23 protein-coding genes are annotated in these 22,730 nt (G+C 71.9%); 8 read left to right on the top strand and 15 right to left on the bottom strand.

Annotated elements, in window-relative coordinates:
- Positions 1-11: 11 nt before the first annotated feature.
- Positions 12-773, bottom strand: a complete 762-nt coding sequence (locus AB0950_RS01880; RefSeq protein WP_360575531.1) for a prolyl oligopeptidase family serine peptidase — start codon at positions 771-773, stop codon at positions 12-14.
- Between the two features lie 145 nt (positions 774-918).
- On the opposite strand from AB0950_RS01880, the gene AB0950_RS01875 reads away from it, so the two are divergent.
- On the top strand, positions 919-2,106 hold the full coding sequence (locus AB0950_RS01875; protein ID WP_366777573.1) for an adenosine deaminase: 1,188 nt from the start codon (positions 919-921) through the stop codon (positions 2,104-2,106).
- Between the two features lie 156 nt (positions 2,107-2,262).
- A complete protein-coding gene (locus AB0950_RS01870; protein ID WP_360149090.1) occupies positions 2,263-2,631 on the top strand; it encodes an ATP-binding protein in 369 nt (122 codons plus the stop codon).
- An 85-nt stretch (positions 2,632-2,716) separates the two neighbouring features.
- Here AB0950_RS01870 and AB0950_RS01865 read toward each other — a convergent pair whose 3' ends face one another.
- From AB0950_RS01865 to afsQ1, 5 genes are all read right to left on the bottom strand, one after another.
- On the bottom strand, positions 2,717-2,917 hold the full coding sequence (locus AB0950_RS01865) for a PspC domain-containing protein (protein WP_330338165.1): 201 nt from the start codon (positions 2,915-2,917) through the stop codon (positions 2,717-2,719).
- 121 nt (positions 2,918-3,038) lie between these two features.
- The gene (locus tag AB0950_RS01860) at positions 3,039-3,602 is read right to left on the bottom strand and encodes a VanZ family protein (RefSeq protein WP_360149087.1); all 564 of its coding nucleotides are present in this window, start codon (positions 3,600-3,602) and stop codon (positions 3,039-3,041) included.
- 76 nt (positions 3,603-3,678) lie between these two features.
- A complete protein-coding gene (locus tag AB0950_RS01855; RefSeq protein WP_360149084.1) occupies positions 3,679-4,296 on the bottom strand; it encodes a hypothetical protein in 618 nt (205 codons plus the stop codon).
- On the bottom strand, positions 4,293-5,885 hold the full coding sequence (locus AB0950_RS01850; protein ID WP_360149081.1) for a HAMP domain-containing sensor histidine kinase: 1,593 nt from the start codon (positions 5,883-5,885) through the stop codon (positions 4,293-4,295). Before AB0950_RS01850 ends, AB0950_RS01855 begins: the two co-directional genes overlap by 4 nt.
- Positions 5,882-6,559 (bottom strand): two-component system response regulator AfsQ1, encoded by a 678-nt coding sequence (afsQ1, locus tag AB0950_RS01845; RefSeq protein ID WP_031024517.1) that lies wholly within the window; start codon positions 6,557-6,559, stop codon positions 5,882-5,884. The genes AB0950_RS01850 and afsQ1 overlap by 4 nt, the downstream gene beginning before the upstream one ends.
- Positions 6,560-6,802: 243 nt before the next feature.
- On the opposite strand from afsQ1, the gene AB0950_RS01840 reads away from it, so the two are divergent.
- Positions 6,803-7,543, top strand: coding sequence for a SigE family RNA polymerase sigma factor (locus tag AB0950_RS01840; protein ID WP_360149078.1), 741 nt, complete (start codon positions 6,803-6,805; stop codon positions 7,541-7,543).
- A 172-nt stretch (positions 7,544-7,715) separates the two neighbouring features.
- Here AB0950_RS01840 and AB0950_RS01835 read toward each other — a convergent pair whose 3' ends face one another.
- The gene (locus tag AB0950_RS01835; RefSeq protein WP_360149801.1) at positions 7,716-8,324 is read right to left on the bottom strand and encodes a uridine kinase; all 609 of its coding nucleotides are present in this window, start codon (positions 8,322-8,324) and stop codon (positions 7,716-7,718) included.
- 161 nt (positions 8,325-8,485) lie between these two features.
- Between AB0950_RS01835 and AB0950_RS01830 the strand changes: the two genes are divergently transcribed.
- Positions 8,486-8,887 carry a hypothetical protein gene (locus AB0950_RS01830; RefSeq protein ID WP_360149075.1) on the top strand — a complete coding sequence of 134 codons (402 nt, stop codon included), beginning with the start codon at positions 8,486-8,488 and terminating at the stop codon, positions 8,885-8,887.
- Positions 8,888-8,987: 100 nt separating this feature from the next.
- Here the strand turns inward: AB0950_RS01830 and AB0950_RS01825 are convergent, their stop codons facing one another.
- Genes AB0950_RS01825 through deoC form a run of 3 tightly spaced genes read right to left on the bottom strand, consistent with a single transcriptional unit; the run spans position 8,988 to position 12,266 of the window.
- A complete protein-coding gene (locus AB0950_RS01825; protein ID WP_366777572.1) occupies positions 8,988-9,872 on the bottom strand; it encodes an aldehyde dehydrogenase family protein in 885 nt (294 codons plus the stop codon).
- A complete protein-coding gene (locus tag AB0950_RS01820) occupies positions 9,865-11,301 on the bottom strand; it encodes an aldehyde dehydrogenase family protein (RefSeq protein ID WP_360575533.1) in 1,437 nt (478 codons plus the stop codon). Before AB0950_RS01820 ends, AB0950_RS01825 begins: the two co-directional genes overlap by 8 nt.
- Positions 11,302-11,306: 5 nt before the next feature.
- On the bottom strand, positions 11,307-12,266 hold the full coding sequence (deoC, locus tag AB0950_RS01815; RefSeq protein ID WP_360149798.1) for a deoxyribose-phosphate aldolase: 960 nt from the start codon (positions 12,264-12,266) through the stop codon (positions 11,307-11,309).
- Between the two features lie 192 nt (positions 12,267-12,458).
- Here deoC and AB0950_RS01810 point away from each other — a divergent pair, with 192 nt between their 5' ends.
- On the top strand, positions 12,459-13,172 hold the full coding sequence (locus tag AB0950_RS01810) for a PH domain-containing protein (protein WP_366777571.1): 714 nt from the start codon (positions 12,459-12,461) through the stop codon (positions 13,170-13,172).
- Between the two features lie 133 nt (positions 13,173-13,305).
- Here the strand turns inward: AB0950_RS01810 and AB0950_RS01805 are convergent, their stop codons facing one another.
- From AB0950_RS01805 to AB0950_RS01795, 3 genes are all read right to left on the bottom strand, one after another.
- On the bottom strand, positions 13,306-14,937 hold the full coding sequence (locus tag AB0950_RS01805; protein ID WP_366777570.1) for a phospho-sugar mutase: 1,632 nt from the start codon (positions 14,935-14,937) through the stop codon (positions 13,306-13,308).
- A gap of 198 nt (positions 14,938-15,135) precedes the next feature.
- Entirely contained in the window at positions 15,136-15,960 is an 825-nt protein-coding gene (locus AB0950_RS01800; protein WP_360149060.1) for a purine-nucleoside phosphorylase, read from the bottom strand.
- Between the two features lie 127 nt (positions 15,961-16,087).
- Positions 16,088-16,525, bottom strand: a complete 438-nt coding sequence (locus AB0950_RS01795; RefSeq protein WP_360149057.1) for a gamma-glutamylcyclotransferase — start codon at positions 16,523-16,525, stop codon at positions 16,088-16,090.
- A 96-nt stretch (positions 16,526-16,621) separates the two neighbouring features.
- On the opposite strand from AB0950_RS01795, the gene AB0950_RS01790 reads away from it, so the two are divergent.
- Together AB0950_RS01790 and AB0950_RS01785 are read left to right on the top strand one after the other, a co-directional pair.
- Positions 16,622-18,070 carry an NAD(P)H-quinone dehydrogenase gene (locus tag AB0950_RS01790; protein WP_360149054.1) on the top strand — a complete coding sequence of 483 codons (1,449 nt, stop codon included), beginning with the start codon at positions 16,622-16,624 and terminating at the stop codon, positions 18,068-18,070.
- Positions 18,071-18,236: 166 nt separating this feature from the next.
- On the top strand, positions 18,237-19,169 hold the full coding sequence (locus AB0950_RS01785; protein WP_360149051.1) for a DeoR/GlpR family DNA-binding transcription regulator: 933 nt from the start codon (positions 18,237-18,239) through the stop codon (positions 19,167-19,169).
- Positions 19,170-19,372: 203 nt separating this feature from the next.
- On the opposite strand, the gene AB0950_RS01780 is transcribed toward AB0950_RS01785, so the two are convergent.
- Complete coding sequence (locus tag AB0950_RS01780) at positions 19,373-21,145, bottom strand: biotin carboxylase N-terminal domain-containing protein (protein WP_360575536.1); 1,773 nt, start codon at positions 21,143-21,145, stop codon at positions 19,373-19,375.
- A gap of 365 nt (positions 21,146-21,510) precedes the next feature.
- On the opposite strand from AB0950_RS01780, the gene AB0950_RS01775 reads away from it, so the two are divergent.
- Positions 21,511-22,083 carry a hypothetical protein gene (locus AB0950_RS01775; RefSeq protein ID WP_360149045.1) on the top strand — a complete coding sequence of 191 codons (573 nt, stop codon included), beginning with the start codon at positions 21,511-21,513 and terminating at the stop codon, positions 22,081-22,083.
- Here the strand turns inward: AB0950_RS01775 and AB0950_RS01770 are convergent.
- A complete protein-coding gene (locus AB0950_RS01770) occupies positions 22,069-22,686 on the bottom strand; it encodes a nucleoside triphosphate pyrophosphatase (protein WP_360149042.1) in 618 nt (205 codons plus the stop codon). The two genes, AB0950_RS01775 and AB0950_RS01770, sit on opposite strands and share 15 nt — an antisense overlap.
- Positions 22,687-22,730: the final 44 nt, after the last annotated feature.

The raw sequence follows: 22,730 nt of genomic DNA, 5'->3' as shown, positions 1-22,730 counted from the left end.
CGCCCCCGGCCCTACCGCTTCAACGACTTCCCGAACCCCGCAGCAAGCGGCATCCGCAGACCGATCGGCGGCGGAGCCGCCAGCGCGTCCTCGACGGGCCGGGACACGGGGTGCCCGAACAACGCCCCCATCATGAAGTCGACGGCCAGACAGGCGACCTCGTCCCGGTGTCCGTGCAACCCGTGTCCGTCGGAGTGCACTTCGAACCGGCACACCTCCCGGTTCGCCTTCTTCGCCCGCGCGGCGAACCGGAACGACAGCTCGGGATCGGTCCGCTGGTCGTTCGTGCCGTGCACGATCAGCACCCGCCGCCCCGCGAGCTGTCTGACCGGCTCGGCGGGCGCGGCCACGTCCTCCTCCGGCAGCCAGGGGGCGATCGCCACCACCGAGTTGACGGCCTCGTGCCCGCCGGCCCGCAGCGCCGCCCGGCCGCCCATGTCCACCCCGACCAGGCACACGGGGACGTCGCCGTAGCGCCGTACGACCTCGTCGGCCGCCCACTCGGCGTCCGCGGCCGGATTCGCCTCGCTGCCGTTCCAGCCCCGGTACCGGTAGTGGACGGGATGGACGGCCAGCCCCTCCCTCCGGCCCGCGCGGGCGAGCCTGCGGGCCAGGGAGCGCAGGGCGAGCGCCGCCCGCACGGGGGACGGCCTGCGGGCGGAGACCTCCTCGCCGCCGGGGAGCAGCAGCACCGCTCCGCTCACCGCCGTCGGCACCGGTCCGACTGCCTTCCCCAGCCCGGCCGTTCGGACCGGCGTCGCTTGCTGTCCCATGACAGAACAGTGTCAGAAGAGGCGGTGTACGAAACCCGTACTCGCGGTCACCGTTGCGTATCGACGGGAAAGCGCCGGAAAAGCGCTGTGAAAGAGCTGCCGCGTTCACCCCGTCCTCTACGCGCGTAGGCGTTACAGTGCGGAGATGACGAGCCAGACCGCACCGACCGGGACCCAGCCGGCGACCGTCCCGGCGCACGTGCCGACGCCGGACCAGATCCGCCGGGCGCCCAAGGTTCTGCTGCACGACCACCTCGACGGCGGGCTCCGCCCGGGCACCGTCGTCGAACTCGCCCAGGCGACCGGCTACTCCGGCCTGCCGGAGACGGACCCCGAGAAACTGGGCATCTGGTTCCGCGAGGCCGCCGACTCCGGCTCGCTGGAACGGTATCTGGAGACCTTCCGGCACACCGTCGGCGTGATGCAGACCCGGGACGCGCTCGTCCGGGTCGCCCGCGAGTGCGCCGAGGACCTCGCCGAGGACGGGGTCGTCTACGCCGAGGAGCGCTACGCCCCCGAGCAGCACCTCGACGAGGGGCTCAGCCTCGAAGAGGTCGTCGAGGCCGTCAACGAGGGTTTCCGGCAGGGCGAGCGGCTGGCCCGGGAGAACGGGCACCGGATCCGCGTGGGCGCCCTGCTCACCGCCATGCGGCACGCGGCCCGCTCCCTGGAGATCGCCGAACTCGCCAACCGCTACCGGGACTCGGGCGTCGTCGGCTTCGACATCGCCGGCGCCGAGGCCGGCCATCCGCCCACCCGGCACCTGGACGCCTTCGAGTACCTCAAGCGCGAGAACAACCACTTCACCATCCACGCCGGCGAGGCCTTCGGGCTGCCGTCCATCTGGCAGGCGCTGCAGTGGTGCGGCGCCGACCGGCTGGGGCACGGGGTGCGGATCATCGACGACATCGAGGTCCATAAGGACGGCTCCGTCTCGCTCGGGCGGCTCGCGTCGTACGTCCGCGACAAGCGGATCCCGCTGGAGCTGTGCCCCAGCTCCAACCTGCAGACGGGGGCGGCGCCCTCCTACGCCGAGCACCCCATCGGGCTGCTGCGCCGACTGCACTTCCGGGCCACCGTGAACACCGACAACCGGCTGATGTCGCACACGACCATGAGCCGGGAATTCGAGCATCTCGTCGAAGCGTTCGGTTACACGCTCGACGACATGCAGTGGTTCTCCGTCAATGCGATGAAATCAGCGTTCATTCCTTTCGATGAACGACTCGCGATGATCAATGACGTCATCAAGCCCGGATATGCAGAACTGAAATCCGAATGGCTGTTCCAGCAGACGGCCTCGACCAGCGGTTCTGCCGGTCCGAAGGGCTGAAGGCGCCTCGGATCCGGACCCGGAATGCGGACGCGCTTTCACAAGGCGTCCGCATTTCGGTGTTTGCGGGGGGCGGGTCGGCATGTTTACGGTCGTGGACCGCTCGGATCGTTTGTGATCTCCGTCTCCGCATTCAAGTTCAAGGACGCATTCACCATGAAGCAGTCTGCTGCCAAGACCCTCGGTGTCGCCGCCCTCGGCGCCGCCTTCGCCGCCGTCGGCGCGGGCGCGGCCAACGCGGCCCCGGCCGTCCCGGACGCCGGCCAGGCCACGCAGGCCCTGGGCGGCGTCGCCCGGACGCTGCCGGCCGAGAACGTCTCCAGGGCGGTCCCGGGCGCCACCGAGGCCCTCGCCCAGGGGCAGGGCGCCGTGGGCTCCGGGCTGGCCGCCGCGCAGCCGGCCGTCGAGAACGTGCTCGCCAAGGGCCCGACCGCGCCGGTCGCCGGGCTGCTCGGCGGACTGCCGCTGCACAACACCGGCCTGCCCACGCACGGTGTGCCGGTGAACGGGCTCCCGCTCGGCTGACACCGCCGGCCGTACGGCCGTACGACGCGCCGCTGGGGCGCCCCGAAGCAGTCCGGGGCGCCCCAGCGGCGTTCACGCGCGACCCTCACCAGGCGGTGCGCGCCTTGTCCTCGGACGGCAGCAGGATCCACAGCGCTATGTAGACCAGGAACTGCGGGCCCGGCAGCAGGCAGGACAGCAGGAAGATCACCCGCATCGTCGTCGCGGAGGTGCCGAAGCGCCGTGCCAGCGCGGCACAGACGCCGCCGATCATGCGGCCGTGGGTGGGGCGGGCAAGGGCGGACATGGCGTCTCCTCCGTGGTCGTCGGCTCGCTCGGGAGCCGGGGCCGGGGCGCCCCGGTGGCGCCCCTCGACTGTCTTCCAACTGTCTTCCACGGTACGGAGACGAAGCGGGCGAAGCGTCGCTCTAAGGGGCGATCCCGACCCTGGGAATCGTCGGGGTACGACCCTGAGGCAGCTCCTCCGGCACGGTGACGGACGCCTTTGCCGGGCCGCCCGGCCGCACCTCCCGGCGGCGCAGCCGGGCGCGCCCCGCCGGTATGACGGCCAGGTGCGCGAGGGCGACGCCCACGGTGTTCAGCAGCAGCGAGTCGACGTCCACCACCCTGCCGGGCACACCCGTCTGCAGCAGGGCGATGCCGGTGGAGACCAGGGCGCCCGAAGCGGTCGTACGGATCAGGGAGCCGAGCGGGGAGACGTCGAGCCTGCCGTGGGCCATCGGCAGCAGTACGCCCAGCGGGGCGAGCAGGGCCAGGCCCTCGCCGAGGGGTCTTGCGGCCCGCGGCCAGCCCAGGGCCAGGTCGGCGCGTATGCCGGCGAGGGGGTGCACGTTGGCGGGCGCCACCCAGGGCACGTCCAGCGGCCGCAGCATCAGCCAGGCGACGAGGGCGAGGTGGGCGACGAGGAGGACACCCCCTGTCACCCGGACACGGATCGCGGCGCTGCCGCCGATGGAGCCTTGACGCTGCACGAACCCCTAGACGCACCACCGGACACCATCGGTTCCGCACCGGCGCTTTCCGGGTGCGCGGCCGTGCCCCGAGCCGCTACCCGCCCTCGACCTCGCTGGACGGCGGCGCCGTGTTGCCCGGACGGTCGCGGACGTCGTCCGTGCACGCGTAGCGGCGCAGGGGGCCGGTGCCGGGACCGCCCAGGATGACCGAGCCGTCGCCTTCCGTGGCGGCCGAGTCGGACAGGGTGCACACCAGCTGGGCCAGGGCGTAGGAGGAGAGCCGGGACGGGGCCGTGCTCAGGTGCAGGGCGTCCTCGGGCTCCCCCGGGCCGGGGCCGCGCACCGTCACACCGCCCGGCACGTACGTCGTATAGCCCGCCGAGCGCTCGGCCGCGGACGGGGACGCGGCGAGCTGGTCCAGCAGGCCCTGGGCCACGATCACCCGGCGGCGCGCGTCCGGGGTGCCCACCGGGACGCGGACCGTCCGGTCGACGGCCACCAGCGACGCCCCGCACAGCAGGAAGACCTGCACGGGCACGCCCTGCGCGGACTGCGTGGCCAGGTCGGGCCCGGCCAGCGAGCACGGCACCCGGGACGGCGCCGCCCCGAAGTCGGTCGGCACCTGGGTGGCGCGGATGCCGCAGCCGGTGAGCAGCAGGCCCAGGAGGGGCAGCGCCAGCAGGCGTCGTGCGGCCGGGCGTCGTACGGTCATGACCCCTCCTTTCCGGGACTGCGGTCGCTGTCGGGCGCGTCGTTCTTCGCCGTCCCGTCGGCCTCTTCCGTCAGCCGGGAGGCGTCGCGTGGCAGCCGCAGGGTGAACACCGCGCCGCCGTCGGGCGAGTTGGCGGCGGTGAGCTGGCCGCCGTGGATGCGGGCGTTCTCCATCGCGATGGACAGGCCCAGCCCGCTGCCCTCGGAGCGCGGCCGGGAGGCGCTCGCCTTGTAGAAGCGGTCGAAGACGTGTGGCAGGACGTCCTCGGGGATGCCGGGCCCGTGGTCGAGGACCTGGATCACCAGGTCCTCGTCGGCCACGCGCACCGACACCCGCACCGGCGACCCGCCGTGCTTGAGCGCGTTGCCGATCAGGTTGGCGAGGATGACGTCCAGGCGGCGCGGGTCGAGCCGGGCGTGGATGCCGCGCTCGGCGTCCAGCTCCACGGCGTCCAGCCAGGCGCGGGCGTCGATGCAGGCGGTGATCTGGTCGGCGAGGTCGACGTCGTCCAGGACGAGCCGGGCGGTGCCCGCGTCGAAGCGGGTGACCTCCATCAGGTTCTCGACCAGGTCGTTCAGCCGCCGGGTCTCGCTGACCACCAGCCGCACCGCGGGCTCGATCATCGGGTCGATGCCTCCGGCCTCGGAGTCCAGCTCCTCCTCCAGCACCTCCGTCACGGCGGTGATGGCGGTCAGCGGGGTCCGCAGCTCATGGCTCATGTCGGCGACGAACCGCCGCGAGGCCTCGTCCCGCGCGGCCATCTCCGCGACCCGCTGCTCCAGCGCCTCGGCCGCGTTGTTGAACGTCCGGGACAGATCGGCGAGTTCGTCGGTCCCCGACACCCGCAGCCGCGTGTCCAGCCTGCCCTCGCCGAGCCGCCGCGCGGCCACCCCCAGCCGGTGCACCGGCTTGAGCACGGTCGTGGCGGCGGCCTGCGCGAGCAGCGCGGCGCCGATCAGCGCAAGACCGGTGGCGATGCCCAGCGACCAGGCCAGCGAGTTGAGGTCCTTCGCCTCCGGCTCCAGCGACTTCGCCATGTAACCGGTCGGGCCGCCGCCGATCACGCGCGTGCCGGCCACCAGATACGGCGTGCCGTGGTCCACCACCCGCTGCCAGTACAGGTGGTACGGGTCCTTGTTGCCGTCGGTGACCTTCTGCTGCTTGTTCACCGCGGCGCGCAGCGACCTGGGCACGTCCTGAAGCGAGAAGCCGTTGATCCCGCCCGAGTTGCCGTACACCGGCCTGCCGTCGGCGTCCTGGCCGACCAGGAGCACGGTGAAGTGCTGGCTGCCGGCCGCCATCTGGCCCGCCGCACGCTGGAGTTGGTCCTGCGTGGGGTGCGCGGGCAGGGCGCCCGCGCGGTTCTGCATCTCCTGCCGGAAGTCGTGCAGCACCGCGTCCTGGGCGCGGGTGAGCACCGCCTCCCGGTTCAGCCAGTAGGCGATGCCGGACGCCGACACGGCGGCCGTGAGGGCCACCAGCGCGAAGACGACGACCAGCCGCAGCCGCAGACTGGTGAACCTCAGCCGCGACAGACTTCCCGTGCGCCGCGCGGACCAGCCGCGCAGCCCCCCTTGCGTGTCGGTCACTGAGGCGCGTCCAGGCGGTAGCCGACACCACGGACGGTACGGATCAGGGTCGGGGACGACGGCACGTCCTCCACCTTGGCGCGCAGCCGCTGCACACAGGCGTCCACCAGGCGCGAGTCACCGAGATAGTCGTGCTCCCACACCAGCCGCAGCAGCTGCTGCCGGGACAGCGCCTGACCGGGCCGCCGGCTCAGCTCCAGCAGCAGCCGCAGCTCGGTCGGGGTCAGCTGCAGATCCTCGCCGTTCTTCGTCACGGTCATCGCCGACCGGTCGATGACGAGGCTGCCGAACGTCGCCGAGTCGCTGGACTCGCGCTCCCCGCGCCGCAGCACGGCCCGGATCCGGGCGTCCAGCACCCGGCCCTGCACCGGCTTGACCACATAGTCGTCGGCGCCGGACTCCAGCCCGACCACCACGTCGATGTCGTCACTGCGCGCGGTCAGCAGGATGATCGGCAGCTGGTCGGTGCGCCGGATGCGCCGGCACACCTCGAAACCGTCGATGCCGGGCAGCATCACGTCCAGCACGATGAGGTCGGGCCGCTGCTCGCGCAGCAGCTTCAGACCGTCCTCTCCGCTGGCAGCGGTCGCCACCCGGTGGCCCTGGCGCGTCAGGGAGAGCTCCAGGGCCGTGCGGATGGCGTCGTCGTCCTCGATCAGCAACAGGGAAGGCACGGGCTCATTCTGGCCCATGGACGGGCCGTCGTACGACCCGCGGGCGCCGGGCCTTCCTACCGCCACCCTCTGTGCACCTCCTGTGACGAGGCCGGGGGCCGGAACCCCTGTGACAGGTCTGTGACAGTCGGCGGACACGGCGATGAAGTCGCCCCGGCAGTCTTTTGGGCACGGGCCGGACGGGGGAGCCGCAGCCGGCCCGGCAGGACCGAATCACCGGAAGTACACGACGGGGAGCGCGAGATGAACACGCTGCACAGCATCAGCACCAGCGCAGTGGTCACGCGTCTGCACGATGTGCACCGGGGATCCGAGAAGTCCGGTGCAGTGAGCGGGCGGGGGTGCGCTCGCGGCACCGGGCGTCAGCACGCCGGGTTCATGACGGTGGTTGACGCGCACACGGGGGAGGCACACGGGGGAAGCGCGTACAGGGAGGACTCGGGGGAGCAGCGCCGTTCCCTGACGGAGGCGGAGTTCACCGCCTACGTCCAGGAGCGCCGCGCCTCCCTGTACGCCACCGCGTACCACCTGACCGGGGACCGCTTCGAGGCCGAGGACCTGCTGCAGAGCGCGCTGTTCTCGACGTACAAGGCGTGGGACCGGATCAGCGACAAGGCCGCGGTCGGGGGCTACCTCCGCCGCACCATGACGAACCTGCACATCAGCGCGTGGCGCCGCCGCAAGCTGAACGAGTACCCGACCGAGGAACTGCCGGAGACGGCCTCCGACACGGACGCGATGCGCGGCACCGAACTGCGCGCGGTCCTGTGGCAGGCGCTGGCCCGGCTGCCCGAGCTCCAGCGCACCATGCTGGTCCTGCGCTACTACGAGGGCCGCACGGACCCGGAGATCGCGGACATCCTCGGCATCAGCGTCGGCACGGTGAAGTCCAGCATCTGGCGGTCGCTCCGCCGGCTGCGCGAGGACGAGGTCCTCAGCTTCGGCCGTGACGAGGAGAACGCCTTCGGCGAGCTCGTCGCCTGAAGGCCAGGGGTCACTGGGGAGTGACCCGAGGGGGAAACGGGGGGTACGGGGGAAACACGGGGGAGCAAGGGGCGGGACTGGAGGGTCGGGGGGACCCATCCAGTCCCGTTTCGCTTTTTGCGCCTAAGCCGGCGCCGCTCTCGCGGACGTGGTTGCTCGCCGTCGTGGTGCCTCAATGAATGGTTGCGGTGCTCTTCGCGTCTATATGCCGCCCCGCCGCCGCGGCCAGCCGTCCCAGCGCCTCGTCGCGATCGCAGGGATGGGCGCCCAGCGACACCTGACGGGCGACGATGGACCGCTCCGCGCGCATCAGCCGCCAGCCCCGGCGCAGCAGGAACGGCACCGACTTGCGGCCCTCCTTCAGGTCCCGCAGGAACCGCCGGCGGAAGGTGACGACCGGCCCGCGGGTCAGACACAGCGCGTCCGCCAGCACGCCCCGCTCCCGGCAGCGCTCGACGATCTCCGCGGCGAAGACGCCCTCCGCGATGAACACCGGGGTACGGCCGATGTGCAGCGTCTTCTCGCCGGTACGGGCGCTCAGCGCGATGTCGTACACCGGCACCGGCGTCGAACCTGTCGCGCACAGCCGGGCGATGGCCTCGACCGCGACGTCCGCGTCCCACGACCCCGGGTGGTCCCAGTCGATGTCCGAACTCCTCTCCACCAGGGGCAGAGTCGGGTCGCCGGCCTCCTTGTAGAAGTCGTCCAGACGCAGGACGGGAAGCCCGGCACGGGCGGCGACGAGGGACTTGCCCGAGCCCGAGGGGCCGCACAGCAGCACGACACGGGCGGGAGACGGGGGATGAAGGCTCACGGAACACCAGTTTGTCGTATGGGGAGCCGCCTGCCGAGCCCGCGGGTCGGCTTTTGAGCGTGACTCCCGCCTCAACTACCCTACGTGCCGACAGCATTACCCTGCGCACCAGAAGGCGGCACCCGGCGATGGCCCGAGACACCTCTTCCCAGCACCCCGTCGCGCAGCGCGCCCTGATCGCCCTGGCGACCGCCGGAGCGGCCCTGGGCGCCGGCGCGGCGACGGCCCACGCGGACACCGCCCCGGTCCTGGACGTGCCGTGGCGCCCGACCTCCCTCGGCAGGATCGACCCCCAGGCCGGCCTGGCCGCCACCAGTGGCGCGGTCCGCTATGTCACGGGCCCGGTGGCAGGCCTCAAGCCCAACCCGCTGGCGGGCACGGGGGTCGACCCCCTGAACAACGGGGTGGGCACCCAGGTGGCCGACTTCAAGCCGGTGGGCTCCCAGATGCTGACGGCTCCGGTGGCGGAGGCCGAGTCACTGCGGGCGGTACCGGTGGTGGGCCAGGCACTGGGAGCACTGGGTCACTGAGACGCCCCGGAAGGGAAGACCAAAGGGGCGCGGGGAACTGCGCGATCGACCGCGGACGACCCGCAGTCGGCGAAACACGCAGTTCCCCGCCCGGACCCCGTCAGTAAGACGAGCCGCCGGCGCCCAGCGACCCCGTCGGATGCCACACCGTCTTCGTCTCCAGGAACGCCGTCATCCGCTCGATGCCCGGCGTCTCGAAGTAATCCACAGCCTGTGGACGCAGAACGCGCTTGAGGTTGTCGGCCGCGGCGATCTCCAGCTCCTCGGCCAGTTCCTCGTCCGCACCCGCGAGGTCGATCGCGTTGACGTCCTGGTGCGCGGCCAGCGGGGCCGCGATCTCGGCGGTGCGGCCGGACAGGACGTTGACCACGCCACCGGGGACGTCGGAGGTGGCCAGCACCTCGGCCAGGGACAGGGCCGGCAGCGGTGCCTTCTCGCTCGCCACCACGACGGCGGTGTTGCCCGTCGCGATCACCGGGGCGACCACGGACACCAGCCCGAGGAACGACGACTCCTGCGGGGCCAGTACGGCGACCACACCCGTCGGCTCGGGGGAGGAGAGGTTGAAGAAGGGGCCTGCGACCGGGTTGGCGCCGCCGGTCACCTGGGCGATCTTGTCGGTCCAGCCGGCGTACCAGACCCAGCGGTCGACGGTCGCGTCCACGACGCCCGCCGCCTTCGACTTGGACAGGCCCTCGGCGTCGGCCACCTCGCGCACGAACTGCTCGCGCCGCCCCTCCAGCATCTCCGCGACGCGGTAGAGGACCTGGCCGCGGTTGTACGCCGTCGCACCGGACCAGCCGCCGAACGCCTTGCGCGCGGCCACGACCGCGTCCCGCGCGTCCTTACGGCTCGACTGCGGCGCGTTGGCCAGCCAGTTGCCCTTCGAGTCCGTCACCTCGTACACCCGGCCGCTCTCGGAACGCGGGAACTTCCCGCCGACGTACAGCTTGTAGGTCTTGAAGACGCTCAGACGGTCAGACATCGAGGTAAGCCTCCAGGCCGTGGCGGCCGCCCTCGCGGCCGAAGCCCGACTCCTTGTAACCGCCGAACGGCGAGGTCGGGTCGAACTTGTTGAACGTGTTGGACCAGACGACACCGGCGCGCAGCTTGTTCGCGACCGCCAGGATCCGGGAGCCCTTCTCGGTCCAGATGCCCGCCGACAGGCCGTACTGGGTGTTGTTCGCCTTGGCGACCGCCTCGTCCGGGGTGCGGAAGGTGAGGACCGACAGCACCGGGCCGAAGATCTCGTCGCGGGCGATGGTGTGCGCCTGGGTGACGTTCGTGAAGAGCGTCGGGGCGAACCAGTAGCCGGAGGCGGGCAGTTCGCAGGCCGGGGACCAGCGCTCGGCGCCCTCTGCCTCGCCCTGCTCGGCGAGTGCGGTGATCCGGGCGAGCTGCTCGGCGGAGTTGATCGCGCCGATGTCGGTGTTCTTGTCCAGCGGGTCGCCCAGCCTCAGGGTGGACAGCCGGCGCTTCAGCGAGTCCAGCAGCTCCTCCTGGATCGACTCCTGCACCAGCAGGCGGCTGCCCGCGCAGCAGACCTGGCCCTGGTTGAAGAAGATGCCGGTGACGATGCCCTCGACGGCCTGGTCGATCGGGGCGTCGTCGAAGACGATGTTGGCGCCCTTGCCGCCCAGCTCCAGGGTGAGCTTCTTGCGGGTGCCCGCGACGGTCCGCGCGATCTCCTTGCCCACGGCCGTGGAGCCGGTGAAGGCCACCTTGTTCACGTCCGGGTGCGCGACGAGCGCGGCGCCCGTGTCGCCGTAGCCGGGAAGGATGTTCACGACGCCCTTGGGCAGGCCGGCCTGGCGGCAGATGTCCGCGAAGAACAGGGCGGACAGCGGGGTGGTCTCCGCCGGCTTCAGGACGACCGTGTTGCCGGTGGCGAGCGCCGGGGCGATCTTCCACGCCAGCATCAGCAGCGGGAAGTTCCAGGGGATGACCTGGCCCGCGACGCCGAGCGGCCGCGGGTTCGCGCCGAAGCCCGCGTGGTCGAGCTTGTCGGCCCAGCCCGCGTAGTAGAAGAAGTGCGCGGCGACCAGGGGGAGGTCCGCGTCGCGGGTCTCCCTGATCGGCTTGCCGTTGTCCAGCGTCTCCAGGACGGCCAGCTCACGGCTGCGCTCCTGGATGATCCGGGCGATGCGGAACAGGTACTTGGCGCGCTCGGAACCGGGCAGCGCCGACCACTTCTCGAATGCCTTGCGGGCGGCCTTGACGGCGCGGTCGACGTCCTCGGCACCGGCCTGCGCGACCTCGGAGAGGACCTCCTCCGTCGACGGGCTGACGGTCTTGAAGACCTTGCCGTCGGCCGCCTCGACGAACTCGCCGTCGATGAACAGGCCGTAGGAAGGGGCGATGTCGACGACCGAACGGGACTCGGGCGCCGGTGCGTACTCGAATACGGAAGCCATGATGATCAGTCCACCGTCACGTAGTCGGGGCCGGAGTAGCGGCCGGTGGCCAGCTTCTGGCGCTGCATCAGCAGGTCGTTCAGCAGCGAGGAGGCGCCGAAGCGGAACCAGTGGTTGTCCAGCCAGTCCTCGCCCACGGTCTCGTTCACCAGGACCAGGAACTTGATGGCGTCCTTGCTGGTCCGGATGCCGCCGGCGGGCTTCACGCCCACCTGCACCCCGGTCTGGGCGCGGAAGTCGCGCACCGCCTCCAGCATCAGCAGCGTGTTGGCGGGGGTGGCGTTGACCGCGACCTTGCCGGTGGAGGTCTTGATGAAGTCGGCGCCCGCCAGCATGCCGAGCCAGGAGGCGCGGCGGATGTTGTCGTACGTCGACAGCTCGCCGGTCTCGAAGATGACCTTCAGCCGGGCGGACTGACCGCAGGCCTCCTTCACGGCGACGATCTCGTCGTACACCTTCAGGTACTTGCCGGCGAGGAACGCGCCCCGGTCGATGACCATGTCGACCTCGTCGGCGCCGGCGGCGACGGCGTCGCGCACGTCGGCCAGCTTCACTTCGAGGGCGGCACGGCCGGCCGGGAAGGCGGTGGCCACCGAGGCGACCTTCACGCCGGAGCCGGCGACGGCCTCCTTGGCGACGGCCACCATGTCGGGGTAGACGCACACGGCCGCCGTGGTGGGCGTCGTGCGGTCCGTGGGGTCGGGGTGGACCGCCTTGGCGCCGAGCGCCCGGACCTTGCCCGGGGTGTCCGCGCCTTCCAGCGTCGTCAGGTCGACCATCGAGATGGCGAGGTCGATGGCGTACGCCTTCGCGGTGGTCTTGATGGAACGGGTGCCGAGAGACGCGGCGCGCGCCTCCAGGCCGACCGCGTCGACGCCGGGCAGCCCGTGCAGGAAGCGGCGCAGCGTGCTGTCGGACGCGGCGACGTCGGCGAGAGCGTGTGCTGTGGGTGCAGAGGTGGGCATGGTCACCAGACGAGCATATCTACGCGCGTAGCGGATGTATAGCCCCCGACAGTGGATCCGGACGCATCTCACCTCCGCGTCACCGGAGGCGAGAGGGGCCTCTCGCCTCCCGCCGACGTGCGGAGATCACGGATGAGCGCCGGTTGCGGGGCAGGTGGCGGTGCGGCCGCCGGTGTCGTGCAGACTTGGCCCATGACCACCCCCGACCACCAGTCACCCGCGTCACAGCCGCCGGCGTCCGGAACCAAGGACCGGGTCTACCGCTCGCCCCTGGCGCTGATCGGCGGCGTACTGCTGCTGCTCGTCATCGGCTGGCTCGGCTTCGACGCGCTGTTCCAGGGACACGGCCGTACGCCGTGGCTGGCGCTGGCCGCGCTGATCCTGATCGTGCCGCTGGTGATCGCCTTCACGCTCCGCCCGGCGGTCTTCGCGGGCGAGGACCGGCTCCGGGTGCGCAACCCGTTCCGGGTGATCAGCCTGCCCTGGGGTGCGGTCGCCTCGCTGCGCTCCGGTTTCTCCAACGAGGTCGTCGCGAAGTCCGGCGCCAAGTTCCAGCTGTGGTCGATTCCGGTGTCGCTGCGGGCCCGCAAGAAGGCGGAGATGCGCAAGGCCCGGGCGGCGGCGGACGCGGCGAGGGGCACGGACTCGACGCGGCGCGGCTTCGGCGGCATGCGGGGCGCGGGGGCGATCGGCGGCATGGGTTCCTTCAGCGGCGCCGCCACGGCCCCGTCCGGCCCGACCCGCGCCGAGGGCGACCAGGTCATGGACGAACTCCGCGAACTCCTTCAGAGCCGGGGCGACACGGAACCGGCCCAGGGCGAGGTCACCGTGCGCTGGGCCTACGAGGTGATCGCCCCCGCAGTGGCGGGCGCGGTACTGCTGGCCATTCTCCTGGCCCTGGGGTAGGGGCCGGCAGGGGCGGTGTCGCGGGCGAACGGCGCTATCCGCCTGCCCGCCATCGGCAAATGCGCGATCCGCTTGCCCGCCATCGGCAAAAGGGGGCGCCCCGATGGGAGCGCCCCCGGCCTTCCCCCGCGTCTCAGATGCCGGCCGCCGCCGACAGGTCTCGCTTGATCGCGTCGAGGAGTTCCGTGGCGTGGGTGCGGGCGGACGGGAGGGCGGTGTGGTCCGGGACCGGGACCACGACCTCCAGGTAGCACTTCAGCTTCGGCTCGGTGCCGCTCGGGCGGACGATCACGCGGGCGCCCTCGAGGGCGTACCGCAGCCCGTCCGTCGGCGGAAGCCGGTCGGTGCCCTGCGAGAGGTCCTCCGCGCGGACGACGGCCAGGCCCGCCAGCTCCGTCGGCGGCTGCTCGCGCAGGCGGCGCATCGCAGCGGCGATGAGCGAGAGGTCCTGGACGCGGACCGAGAGCTGGTCGGTGGCGTGCAGCCCGTGCTCCACGGCGAGGTCGTCCAGCAGGTCGAGGAGGGTACGGCCCTCCTCCTTCAGCTGCGACGCCAGCTCGGTGATGAGCAGGGCGGCGGTGATGCCGTCCTTGTCGCGCACGCCCTCGGGGTCCACGCAGTACCCCAGGGCCTCCTCGTAGCCGTAGCGCAGGCCGTCCACGCGGGCGATCCACTTGAAGCCGGTCAGGGTCTCCTCGTACGGCAGGCCCGCCTTCTCGGCGATACGGCCCAGGAGCGAGGAGGAGACGATCGACTCGGCGAACACCCCGGTCGCACCGCGCCGTACCAGGTGGGCGCCCAGCAACGCGCCGACCTCGTCACCGCGCAGCATCCGCCAGTCCTCGCCGTCCCTGACGGCCACGGCGCACCGGTCGGCGTCGGGGTCGTTGGCGATGACCAGGTCGGGGCCGGTCGTACGGGCCTGGGCGAACGCCAGGTCCATCGCGCCCGGCTCCTCCGGGTTCGGGAAGGCGACCGTCGGGAAGTCCGGGTCCGGCTCGGCCTGCTCGGCGACCAGGACCGGCTCGGGGAAGCCGGCGCGGGCGAAGGCGGCGAGCAGGACGTCCTTGCCGACGCCGTGCATCGCCGTGTAGACCGTGCGGGCGGTACGGGGTGAGCCGGCGGCCAGGACCGCGTCCGTACGGGCCAGGTACGCGTCCAGCACCGACTCGTCCAGGGTGTCCCAGCCGGCCTCGGGACGGGGTACGTCGTTCAGCGAGGCGATCGCGTCGATCTCGGCGGCGATCTCCGCGTCGGCGGGCGGCACGATCTGGGAGCCGTCGCCGAGGTAGACCTTGTAGCCGTTGTCCCGGGGCGGGTTGTGGCTGGCGGTGACCTCGACGCCCGCGACCGCGCCCAGGTGCCTGATCGCGAAGGCCAGGACGGGTGTGGGCAGCGGGCGGGGGAGTACGGCGGCGCGCAGGCCGGCGCCGGTCATCACGGCGGCGGTGTCGCGGGCGAAGTCGGCGGACCTGTGGCGGGCGTCGTAGCCGATGACGACGAGGCCGCCTGTCCGGCCGTTCTTCTTCAGGTACGCGGCGAGGCCGGCGGCGGCGCGGATGACGACGCTGCGGTTCATGCGCAGGGGGCCGGCGCCGAGTTCGCCGCGCAGGCCGGCGGTGCCGAACTGCAGTGTGCCGCTGAAGCGGGCCGACAGTTCCTTGACGTCACCGGCCTCGATCAGCCTGGCGAGTTCGTCGCGGGTCTCCTGGTCGGGATCCTCGGCGAGCCATGCCTCGGCCCGGGCGATGAGATCGTCGTGCACCTTGGGATCAACCTCTCCGTGTTTGCCTGGTCCACCGGGGGCTCCGCCCCCAGACCCCCGTTTGCCCACCCGCCCGGCAGACTCGTTCGGCTGGAGGGCGGGCCGAGGGGACGCGTGCAACCCCCGCAGGCTCCGGAGGCCCCGCAGACCCCCGGGCCCCGCAAGCCGCCTGGGTGCCGGGGCGGGGGTGTCTGCTGCTTACAGCTTGCCCAGCACCTGTCCGAGCAGCTCTCCCATCCGGGCCGCCGAGTCGCGGCCGGCCTGGAGGACCTCCTCGTGGTTCAGGGGCTCGCCGGTCATGCCCGCGGCCAGGTTGGTGACCAGGGAGATGCCCAGGACCTCGGCGCCCGCCTCGCGCGCGGCGATGGCCTCGAGGACCGTGGACATGCCGACCAGGTCCGCGCCGATGACGCGGGCCATGCGGATCTCGGCCGGGGTCTCGTAGTGCGGGCCGGGGAACTGCGCGTAGACGCCCTCTTCCAGGGTGGGGTCGATCTCCTTGCACAGGGCGCGCAGGCGCGGGGAGTACAGGTCCGTGAGGTCGACGAAGTTCGCCCCGACGATCGGGGAGGTGGCCGTCAGGTTGATGTGGTCGCTGATCAGGACCGGCTGGCCGGGGCGCATGCCCTCGCGCAGGCCGCCGCAGCCGTTGGTCAGCACGATCGTCTTGCAGCCGGCCGCCACGGCCGTACGCACGCCGTGCGCGACGGCGGCCACGCCGCGGCCCTCGTAGTAGTGCGTGCGGCCCAGGAAGACCAGTGCGCGCTTGTCACCGAAGGAGTACGAGCGGACCTTGCCGCCGTGCCCCTCGACGGCCGGCGGCGGGAAGCCGGGCAGCTCGGTGACCTGGAACTCGGCGTCAGGAGCACCCAGGGCGTCGACGGCCGGAGCCCAGCCGGAGCCCATCACGAGGGCGACGTCGTGGGTCTCGGCGCCGGTGAGGGCGCGCAGGCGCGCGGCGGCGGCGTCGGCGGCGGCGTACGGGTCGCCCTGGATGTCGTCCGGAAGAAGAGATGCGTTCACGTGCACGAGGGTAGCCGCTCTTCGCCTACGCGCGTAGATGACAGACGTCACGGGATTGCATTCGTTGCCTTGTTGTTTCCGACGAACCGCCCCGTGCCCACGCTGCGACCGCCCGACCCACCCCGGCTCAGCAAGGGCGTTTCCGCAGCTCCATCACATAGTCGTGGGGTGCCCCCGCTGATTCCGCAGCGTCGGCGATCTCGCCGAGGTAGCGTGCCGACGGAAGGCCGCCCTCGTAGGCGTTGAGGACGTAGGTCCACGCCGTCTCCTCGCCGTCGAGGGTGTGCACGCGCACGCGCACCCGCCGGTAGAGGTCGAGGCCCACGCCCTCCCACCGGTCGAGGGACTCCTCGTCCGGGGGTGCGATGTCGTACAGGCCGACGAACACCGCCGCGAGCGGGTCCTCGACGATCGTCGCCAGCGCGCCGTCCCAGCCCAGCTGCTCGCCGCCGAACGTCAGCCGCCAGCCGTTCAGCCAGCCCGTGGCGCGCAGCGGCGAGTGCGGGGCGCGCTGGGACATCAGGCGCGCGTCGAGGTTGCCGGCGTACGCGGCATAGAGCGACATGGGGAGAGGGTACGGCAGGGAAAGTCCCCGTCCCTCGCGCCCCGTACGACACTCGTGTGCGCCCCCGGGCAGTAGCACCTTGAAGCGTGCGGGACAATGGAGTACGTGACTCGGATCGTGATCATCGGTGGCGGACCCGGCGGATACGAAGCGGCCCTGGTGGCCGCCCAGCTCGGTGCGGAGGTGACCGTCGCCGACTGCGACGGTCTGGGCGGAGCGTCGGTGCTGACCGACTGCGTGCCGTCGAAGACCCTTATCGCTACGGCCGAGGTCATGACGACCTTCGACTCCTCGTACGAGGAGCTGGGGATCATCGTCGCCGACGACACCCCGCCGCTGGAGCAGGCGGCGCGGGTGGTCGGCGTGGACCTCGGGAAGGTCAACCGGCGTGTGAAGCGGCTCGCGCTCGCCCAGTCGCACGACATCACCGCCTCCGTCACCCGCGCCGGCGCCCGGGTCATGCGCGGCCGCGGCCGGCTGGAGGGCATGCAGGCCCTCGACGGGTCCCGGAAGGTCGTCGTCACCGCCGCCGACGGCACCGAGGAGACCCTCACCGCCGACGCCGTCCTCATCGCCACCGGCGGTCACCCGCGCGAGCTGCCCGACGCCAAGCCCGACGGCGAGCGCATCCTGAACTGGACCCAGGTCTACGACCTCACCGAGCTGCCGGAAGAGCTGATCGTGGTCGGCTCCGGCGTGACCGGCGCCGAGTTCGCCGGCGCCTACCAGGCCCTGGGGTCCAAGGTCACGCTGGTGTCGTCGCGCGACCGCGTGCTGCCGGGTGAGGACCCCGACGCCGCCGCCGTGCTGGAGGACGTCTTCCGGCGCCGTGGCATGAACGTGATGGCCCGCTCCCGCGCCGCCTCCGCCAAGCGGGTCGGCGACCGGGTGGAGGTCACGCTGGCCGACGGCCGGGTCATCAGCGGCACGCACTGCCTGATGGCCGTCGGCGCCATCCCCAACAGCGCGGGGCTCGGCCTGGAGGAGGCCGGCGTCAAGGTGCGCGACTCCGGGCACATCTGGACCGACAAGGTGTCCCGCACGACCGCTCCCGGTGTCTACGCGGCCGGTGACGTGACCGGAGTCTTCGCGCTCGCGTCCGTCGCCGCCATGCAGGGACGCATCGCCATGTACCACTTCCTCGGCGACGCGGTGGCCCCGCTGAACCTGAAGACGGTCTCCTCGAACGTCTTCACCGACCCGGAGATCGCCACCGTCGGCTACACGCAGGCCGACGTGGACGCGGGCAAGATCGACGCGAGGGTGGTCAAACTCCCGCTCCTGCGCAACCCGCGCGCCAAGATGCAGGGCATCCGGGACGGCTTCGTGAAGATCTTCTGCCGGCCGGGCACGGGCATCGTCGTCGGCGGTGTCGTCGTCGCGCCGCGCGCCTCGGAACTGATCCACCCCATCTCGATCGCCGTCGACAACAATCTGACCGTCGAACAGATCGCGAACGCGTTCACCGTGTACCCCTCCCTTTCGGGGTCGATCGCGGAGGTGGCCCGGCAGCTGCACACCCGCAAGACCGGCGCGGAGGCCTGACGGCCGGATCCGGCTTCCCGCTGGTCACGGGGAGTCGCCGCGTGTGCGTTCGGCATAGTCGGGGCGGATAGGTCCTATACCACTTCCGCCCCTGCCGTGCGAACAACTTCTGTTATTCGGCGCAAACTGCTGAAACCAGACGGTCGCTGGGGTTACTGTCAGTTTCGTGTTCGCTGCTGAACGTCGCCAACTGATCCTCGAAATGGTGCGAGCGAACGGTGCCGTGTCGCTCCGTGAACTCGCCCGCGTCGTCCAGACCTCCGAAGTGACCGTACGGCGGGACGTGCGGGCACTGGAGGCAGAAGGACTCCTCGACCGCCGGCACGGCGGTGCGGTACTGCCCGGTGGGTTCACGCGGGAGTCGGGCTTTCCGCAGAAGTCGCATCTCGCGACCGCCGAGAAGACGGCCATCGCCGACCTCGCGGCGGGCCTCGTCGAAGAGGGCGAGGCCATTGTGGTCGGCGCGGGTACCACCACGCAGGAGCTGGCCCGCCGGCTCGCGCGGGTGCCCGGCCTGACCGTCGTCACCAACTCCCTCCTCGTCGCCCAGGCGTTGGCCCATGCCAACCGGGTGGAGGTCGTGATGACCGGCGGCACCCTGCGCGGCTCCAACTACGCCCTGGTCGGCTCCGGCGCCGAGCAGTCCCTGCAGGGGCTGCGCGTGTCGAAGGCCTTCCTGTCCGGGAGCGGTCTGACCGCCGAGCGCGGGCTCTCCACGTCCAACATGCTCTCGGCGTCCGTCGACCGGGCCCTCGTCCAGGCCGCCGCGGAGGTCGTGGTCCTCGCCGACCACACCAAGCTCGGCACCGACACGATGTTCCAGACCGTGCCGACCGACCTCATCACCCGCCTGGTCACCGACGAGCCGCCCGCCCACGACGACCGCGCCGCCACCGAGTTGCAGGCCCTCGCCGACCAGGGGGTGCAGATCGCCGTGGCCGGGACCGGGAGTTCTTCGGGGGGTGAGCAGGCCCCGGCGCGACGAGCTCCGCTGCCGGGGCCGAGGAGGGGGGTCTCTGGAGGCGGGTTGCGTGGAGTGCTGGGGGACCAGCCGGCGGGGGCCGAGCGGGGGCGTGTTGCTGATCTGCGGCGGCGCTGAAGGTGCGAGTGCCTCATCGCCGCAGGGCTACAGGCCGTCGTGTGACTGCGGCTTCGTCGTGGCTGGTCGCGCCCACGCGGCGGTAGCCGCACATCGAGGAAAGCCCCGCGCCCCTGGGGTGCTGCAGTCCCCTGCGCCGAAAGCCGGACGCCCGGCAGGCCAACCGAGGTTGGTCCACCGGGCGTCGCGGTGAAGCGGTGGCGTCAGTCCTTGATCTCGCAGATCGCGGCGCCGGACGTGACGGACGCGCCGATCTCCGCGCTCAGGCCCTTGATGGTGCCGGCCTTGTGCGCGTTCAGCGGCTGCTCCATCTTCATGGCCTCCAGGACGACGACCAGGTCGCCCTCCTTGACCTCCTGGCCCTCCTCGACCGCGACCTTGACGATCGTGCCCTGCATGGGCGAGGCGAGGGTGTCACCGGAGGCGACCGGGCCGGACTTCTTGGCCGCGCGGCGCTTCGGCTTGGCGCCGGCCGCGAGGCCGGTGCGGGCCAGGGACATGCCGAGCGAGGCCGGCAGGGAGACCTCGAGGCGCTTGCCGCCGACCTCGACGACGACCGTCTCGCGGCTCGTGTCCTCCTCCGCCTCGATGTCGGCGGGGGCGGCGAAGGGCTTGATCTCGTTGACGAACTCGGTCTCGATCCAGCGGGTGTGGACCGTGAACGGATCGGTCGAGCCGGTCAGTTCGGGGGCGAACGCCGGGTCCCTGACCACCACGCGGTGGAAGGGGATCGCCGTCGCCATGCCCTCGACCTGGAACTCGTCCAGGGCGCGCGCGGCCCGCTGAAGGGCCTCCTTGCGGGTACGGCCGGTCACGATCAGCTTGGCCAGGAGCGAGTCCCAGGCCGGGCCGATCACGCTGCCGGCCTCCACGCCCGCGTCCAGGCGGACGCCGGGGCCCGAGGGGGCGTCGAACTTCGTCACCGTGCCGGGCGCCGGAAGGAAGTTGCGGCCCGGGTCCTCGCCGTTGATGCGGAACTCGAACGAGTGACCGCGCAGCGGCGGGTCGTCGTAGCCCAGCTCCTCGCCGTCGGCGATGCGGAACATCTCGCGCACCAGGTCGATGCCGGAGACCTCCTCGGTCACCGGGTGCTCCACCTGGAGCCGGGTGTTGACCTCCAGGAACGAGATCGTGCCGTCCTGGCCGACCAGGAACTCACAGGTGCCCGCGCCCTCGTAGCGGGCCTCCTTCAGGATGGCCTTGGAGGCGCGGTACAGCTCGGCGACCTGCTCCTCGGACAGGAACGGCGCCGGGGCCTCCTCGACCAGCTTCTGGTGCCGGCGCTGCAGCGAGCAGTCACGGGTCGACACGACGACCACGTTGCCGTGCTTGTCCGCCAGGCACTGGGTCTCCACGTGCCGCGGACGGTCCAGGTAGCGCTCGACGAAGCATTCGCCCCGGCCGAAGGCGGCGACCGCCTCGCGGACGGCGGAGTCGTACAGCTCCGGGACCTCTTCCAGCGTCCGGGCGACCTTCAGGCCGCGGCCGCCGCCGCCGAAGGCGGCCTTGATGGCGATCGGCAGGCCGTGCTCCTGCGCGAAGGCCACGACCTCCTCGGCGCCGGAGACGGGGTCCGGGGTGCCGGCCACCAGCGGGGCGCCGGCGCGCTGCGCGATGTGCCGGGCGGCGACCTTGTCACCGAGGTCGCGGATGGCCTGCGGCGGCGGGCCGATCCAGATCAGGCCGGCGTCCAGCACCGCCTGGGCGAAGTCGGCGTTCTCCGAGAGGAAGCCGTACCCCGGATGGACGGCGTCCGCGCCGGACTCGCGCGCCGCGTTCAGGATCTTGTCGATGACCAGATAACTGGTGGCCGGGGTGTCACCGCCCAGGGCGAACGCCTCATCCGCGGCGCGGACATGCAGAGCGTCCCGGTCCGGGTCGGCGTAGACGGCCACGCTCGCGATCCCGGCGTCCCGGCAGGCCCGGGCCACGCGGACAGCGATTTCGCCACGGTTGGCGATGAGCACCTTGCGCACGATTGAGGCTCCCTCCTTGAAACAAGCCGAGTTTAGGGACTGCCGACACGGCACTTCGACCCGTCCCCAATGGTGAGCTTGCCCACACGGAGCGTGATGCGAGGCTCGCTCGACCCGCGAAAACCCTTGTCGCACCGGTCGTACGCAGGGGTCCTCCGGGAAACCCTAGCCCTGTCATGTGGTCAAGGTCTCTGTGAGAGCGTGCTGCGGCCCACTCTGTTTCTTTGTCGAGTCCCTACGAATGGCCCAATGATTCTTTGCCGGGGCGCGAACCCTTGTCCCGCGGTTTACCCGTTAGTAGCGTTCGCGATGGCCCGAACATACCTGGGGTAACACGTAGCTGGCTCGAGAGTGGGTGGGGACCGGTGGTGCGCAGACCGGTGGCATGGGTCGTGGCGATCGTCCTTCTGGCGGAGGCGTTCTTCATCGCGGCGCTGAACTGGTTCCTCGGCATGGTCGTCGACCGCCAGGACATGTCCCTGGCCGGCCTCGACCCGAACGTGATGGCGACGTCCTCGAAGATCGGCGGGATCGTCTTCGGCCTCTACTTCGCGCTGTGCGCGCTGGTGGCCGCCCTGGTCGCGATACGCGACCGCGCCCCCGCGGGCTTCGGCCGCGTCCTGCTGATCAGCGTGGCGGTCGTGCACGGCCTGCTGGGCGCCTTCGCGTGGGGCCTGGTCGGCTGGACGGCGTTCCTGTTCATGGTGGTGGTGCTCGGCCTCGTCGTCCTGCTGCTCATGACGTACGACCGCGACGCCGGGCCGCAGGAGACCGCGCCGGGCGGTGCGGCGGACCCGGGCGGCGACCCCAAGGCCGAGACCGAGCCGGCCCCGGCCCCGGCGGCCGTACCCGCGCCCCGTGCGGACGAGCCGCGGGACGGGGACGGCGGGGACGACGAGCCGCGGGACTCCGTGCCCGCCAGGTCACTCGGCCGGTGACCACAACTCCGTGATCCCGACGCCCAGTTCGGCCAGCAGCCTGCGCACCAGGGGCAGGCTGATGCCGATCACGTTGCCGTGGTCGCCGTCGATGCCCTCGATGAACGGCGCCGAACGGCCGTCCAGGGTGAAGGCCCCGGCGACGTAAAGAGGTTCGCCGGAGGCCACGTACGCGGCGATCTCCTCGTCGCTGGGCTCGCCGAAGCGGACCACGGTGGAGGCGGTCGCGGACACGTACCGCTTGGCCTGCGTGTCCCAGACGCAGTGCCCCGTCTGGAGGATGCCGGCCCGCCCGCGCATCGCCTTCCAGCGGGCGGTCGCCTCCTCGGCGTCGGCGGGCTTGCCGAGGGCCTGTCCGTCCAGCTCCAGCACCGAGTCGCAGCCGATCACCAGGGCGCCCTGCACCTCGGGCTTGGCCGCCACGACCGAGGCCTTCGCCTCGGCCAGGGCGAGCGCCAGCTCCGCCGGGGTGGGTGCGGTGACGGCATCCTCGTCGACCCCGCTGACGATCACCTCGGGGTCGAGGCCGGCCTGCCTGAGGAGGCCCAGCCGGGCGGGGGACTGCGATGCGAGCACGAGTCGCCTGCGGCGCGTAGCGGTCATGCGGCCAGGTTAGCGGCGGGGCGCCGGTCGGCTCACCTCGCGTC

Origin of the sequence: Streptomyces sp. NPDC007189 (assembly GCF_040703635.1) — a bacterium.
In the GTDB taxonomy this organism is placed as follows: Bacteria; Actinomycetota; Actinomycetes; order Streptomycetales; family Streptomycetaceae; genus Streptomyces.
This window is presented reverse-complemented; position numbering and strand designations above follow the sequence as displayed.

What these genes read in the sequence shown, in the direction of transcription:
- AB0950_RS01880 (WP_360575531.1), bottom strand. Translation starts at nt 773, where the DNA reads ATGGGACAGCAAGCGACGCCGGTCCGAACGGCCGGGCTGGGGAAGGCA.
- AB0950_RS01875 (WP_366777573.1), top strand. Translation starts at nt 919, where the DNA reads ATGACGAGCCAGACCGCACCGACCGGGACCCAGCCGGCGACCGTCCCG.
- AB0950_RS01870 (WP_360149090.1), top strand. Translation starts at nt 2,263, where the DNA reads ATGAAGCAGTCTGCTGCCAAGACCCTCGGTGTCGCCGCCCTCGGCGCC.
- AB0950_RS01865 (WP_330338165.1), bottom strand. Translation starts at nt 2,917, where the DNA reads ATGTCCGCCCTTGCCCGCCCCACCCACGGCCGCATGATCGGCGGCGTC.
- AB0950_RS01855 (WP_360149084.1), bottom strand. Translation starts at nt 4,296, where the DNA reads ATGACCGTACGACGCCCGGCCGCACGACGCCTGCTGGCGCTGCCCCTC.
- AB0950_RS01840 (WP_360149078.1), top strand. Translation starts at nt 6,803, where the DNA reads ATGAACACGCTGCACAGCATCAGCACCAGCGCAGTGGTCACGCGTCTG.
- AB0950_RS01830 (WP_360149075.1), top strand. Translation starts at nt 8,486, where the DNA reads ATGGCCCGAGACACCTCTTCCCAGCACCCCGTCGCGCAGCGCGCCCTG.
- AB0950_RS01825 (WP_366777572.1), bottom strand. Translation starts at nt 9,872, where the DNA reads ATGTCTGACCGTCTGAGCGTCTTCAAGACCTACAAGCTGTACGTCGGC.
- AB0950_RS01820 (WP_360575533.1), bottom strand. Translation starts at nt 11,301, where the DNA reads ATGGCTTCCGTATTCGAGTACGCACCGGCGCCCGAGTCCCGTTCGGTC.
- deoC (WP_360149798.1), bottom strand. Translation starts at nt 12,266, where the DNA reads ATGCCCACCTCTGCACCCACAGCACACGCTCTCGCCGACGTCGCCGCG.
- AB0950_RS01810 (WP_366777571.1), top strand. Translation starts at nt 12,459, where the DNA reads ATGACCACCCCCGACCACCAGTCACCCGCGTCACAGCCGCCGGCGTCC.
- AB0950_RS01795 (WP_360149057.1), bottom strand. Translation starts at nt 16,525, where the DNA reads ATGTCGCTCTATGCCGCGTACGCCGGCAACCTCGACGCGCGCCTGATG.
- AB0950_RS01790 (WP_360149054.1), top strand. Translation starts at nt 16,622, where the DNA reads ATGGAGTACGTGACTCGGATCGTGATCATCGGTGGCGGACCCGGCGGA.
- AB0950_RS01770 (WP_360149042.1), bottom strand. Translation starts at nt 22,686, where the DNA reads ATGACCGCTACGCGCCGCAGGCGACTCGTGCTCGCATCGCAGTCCCCC.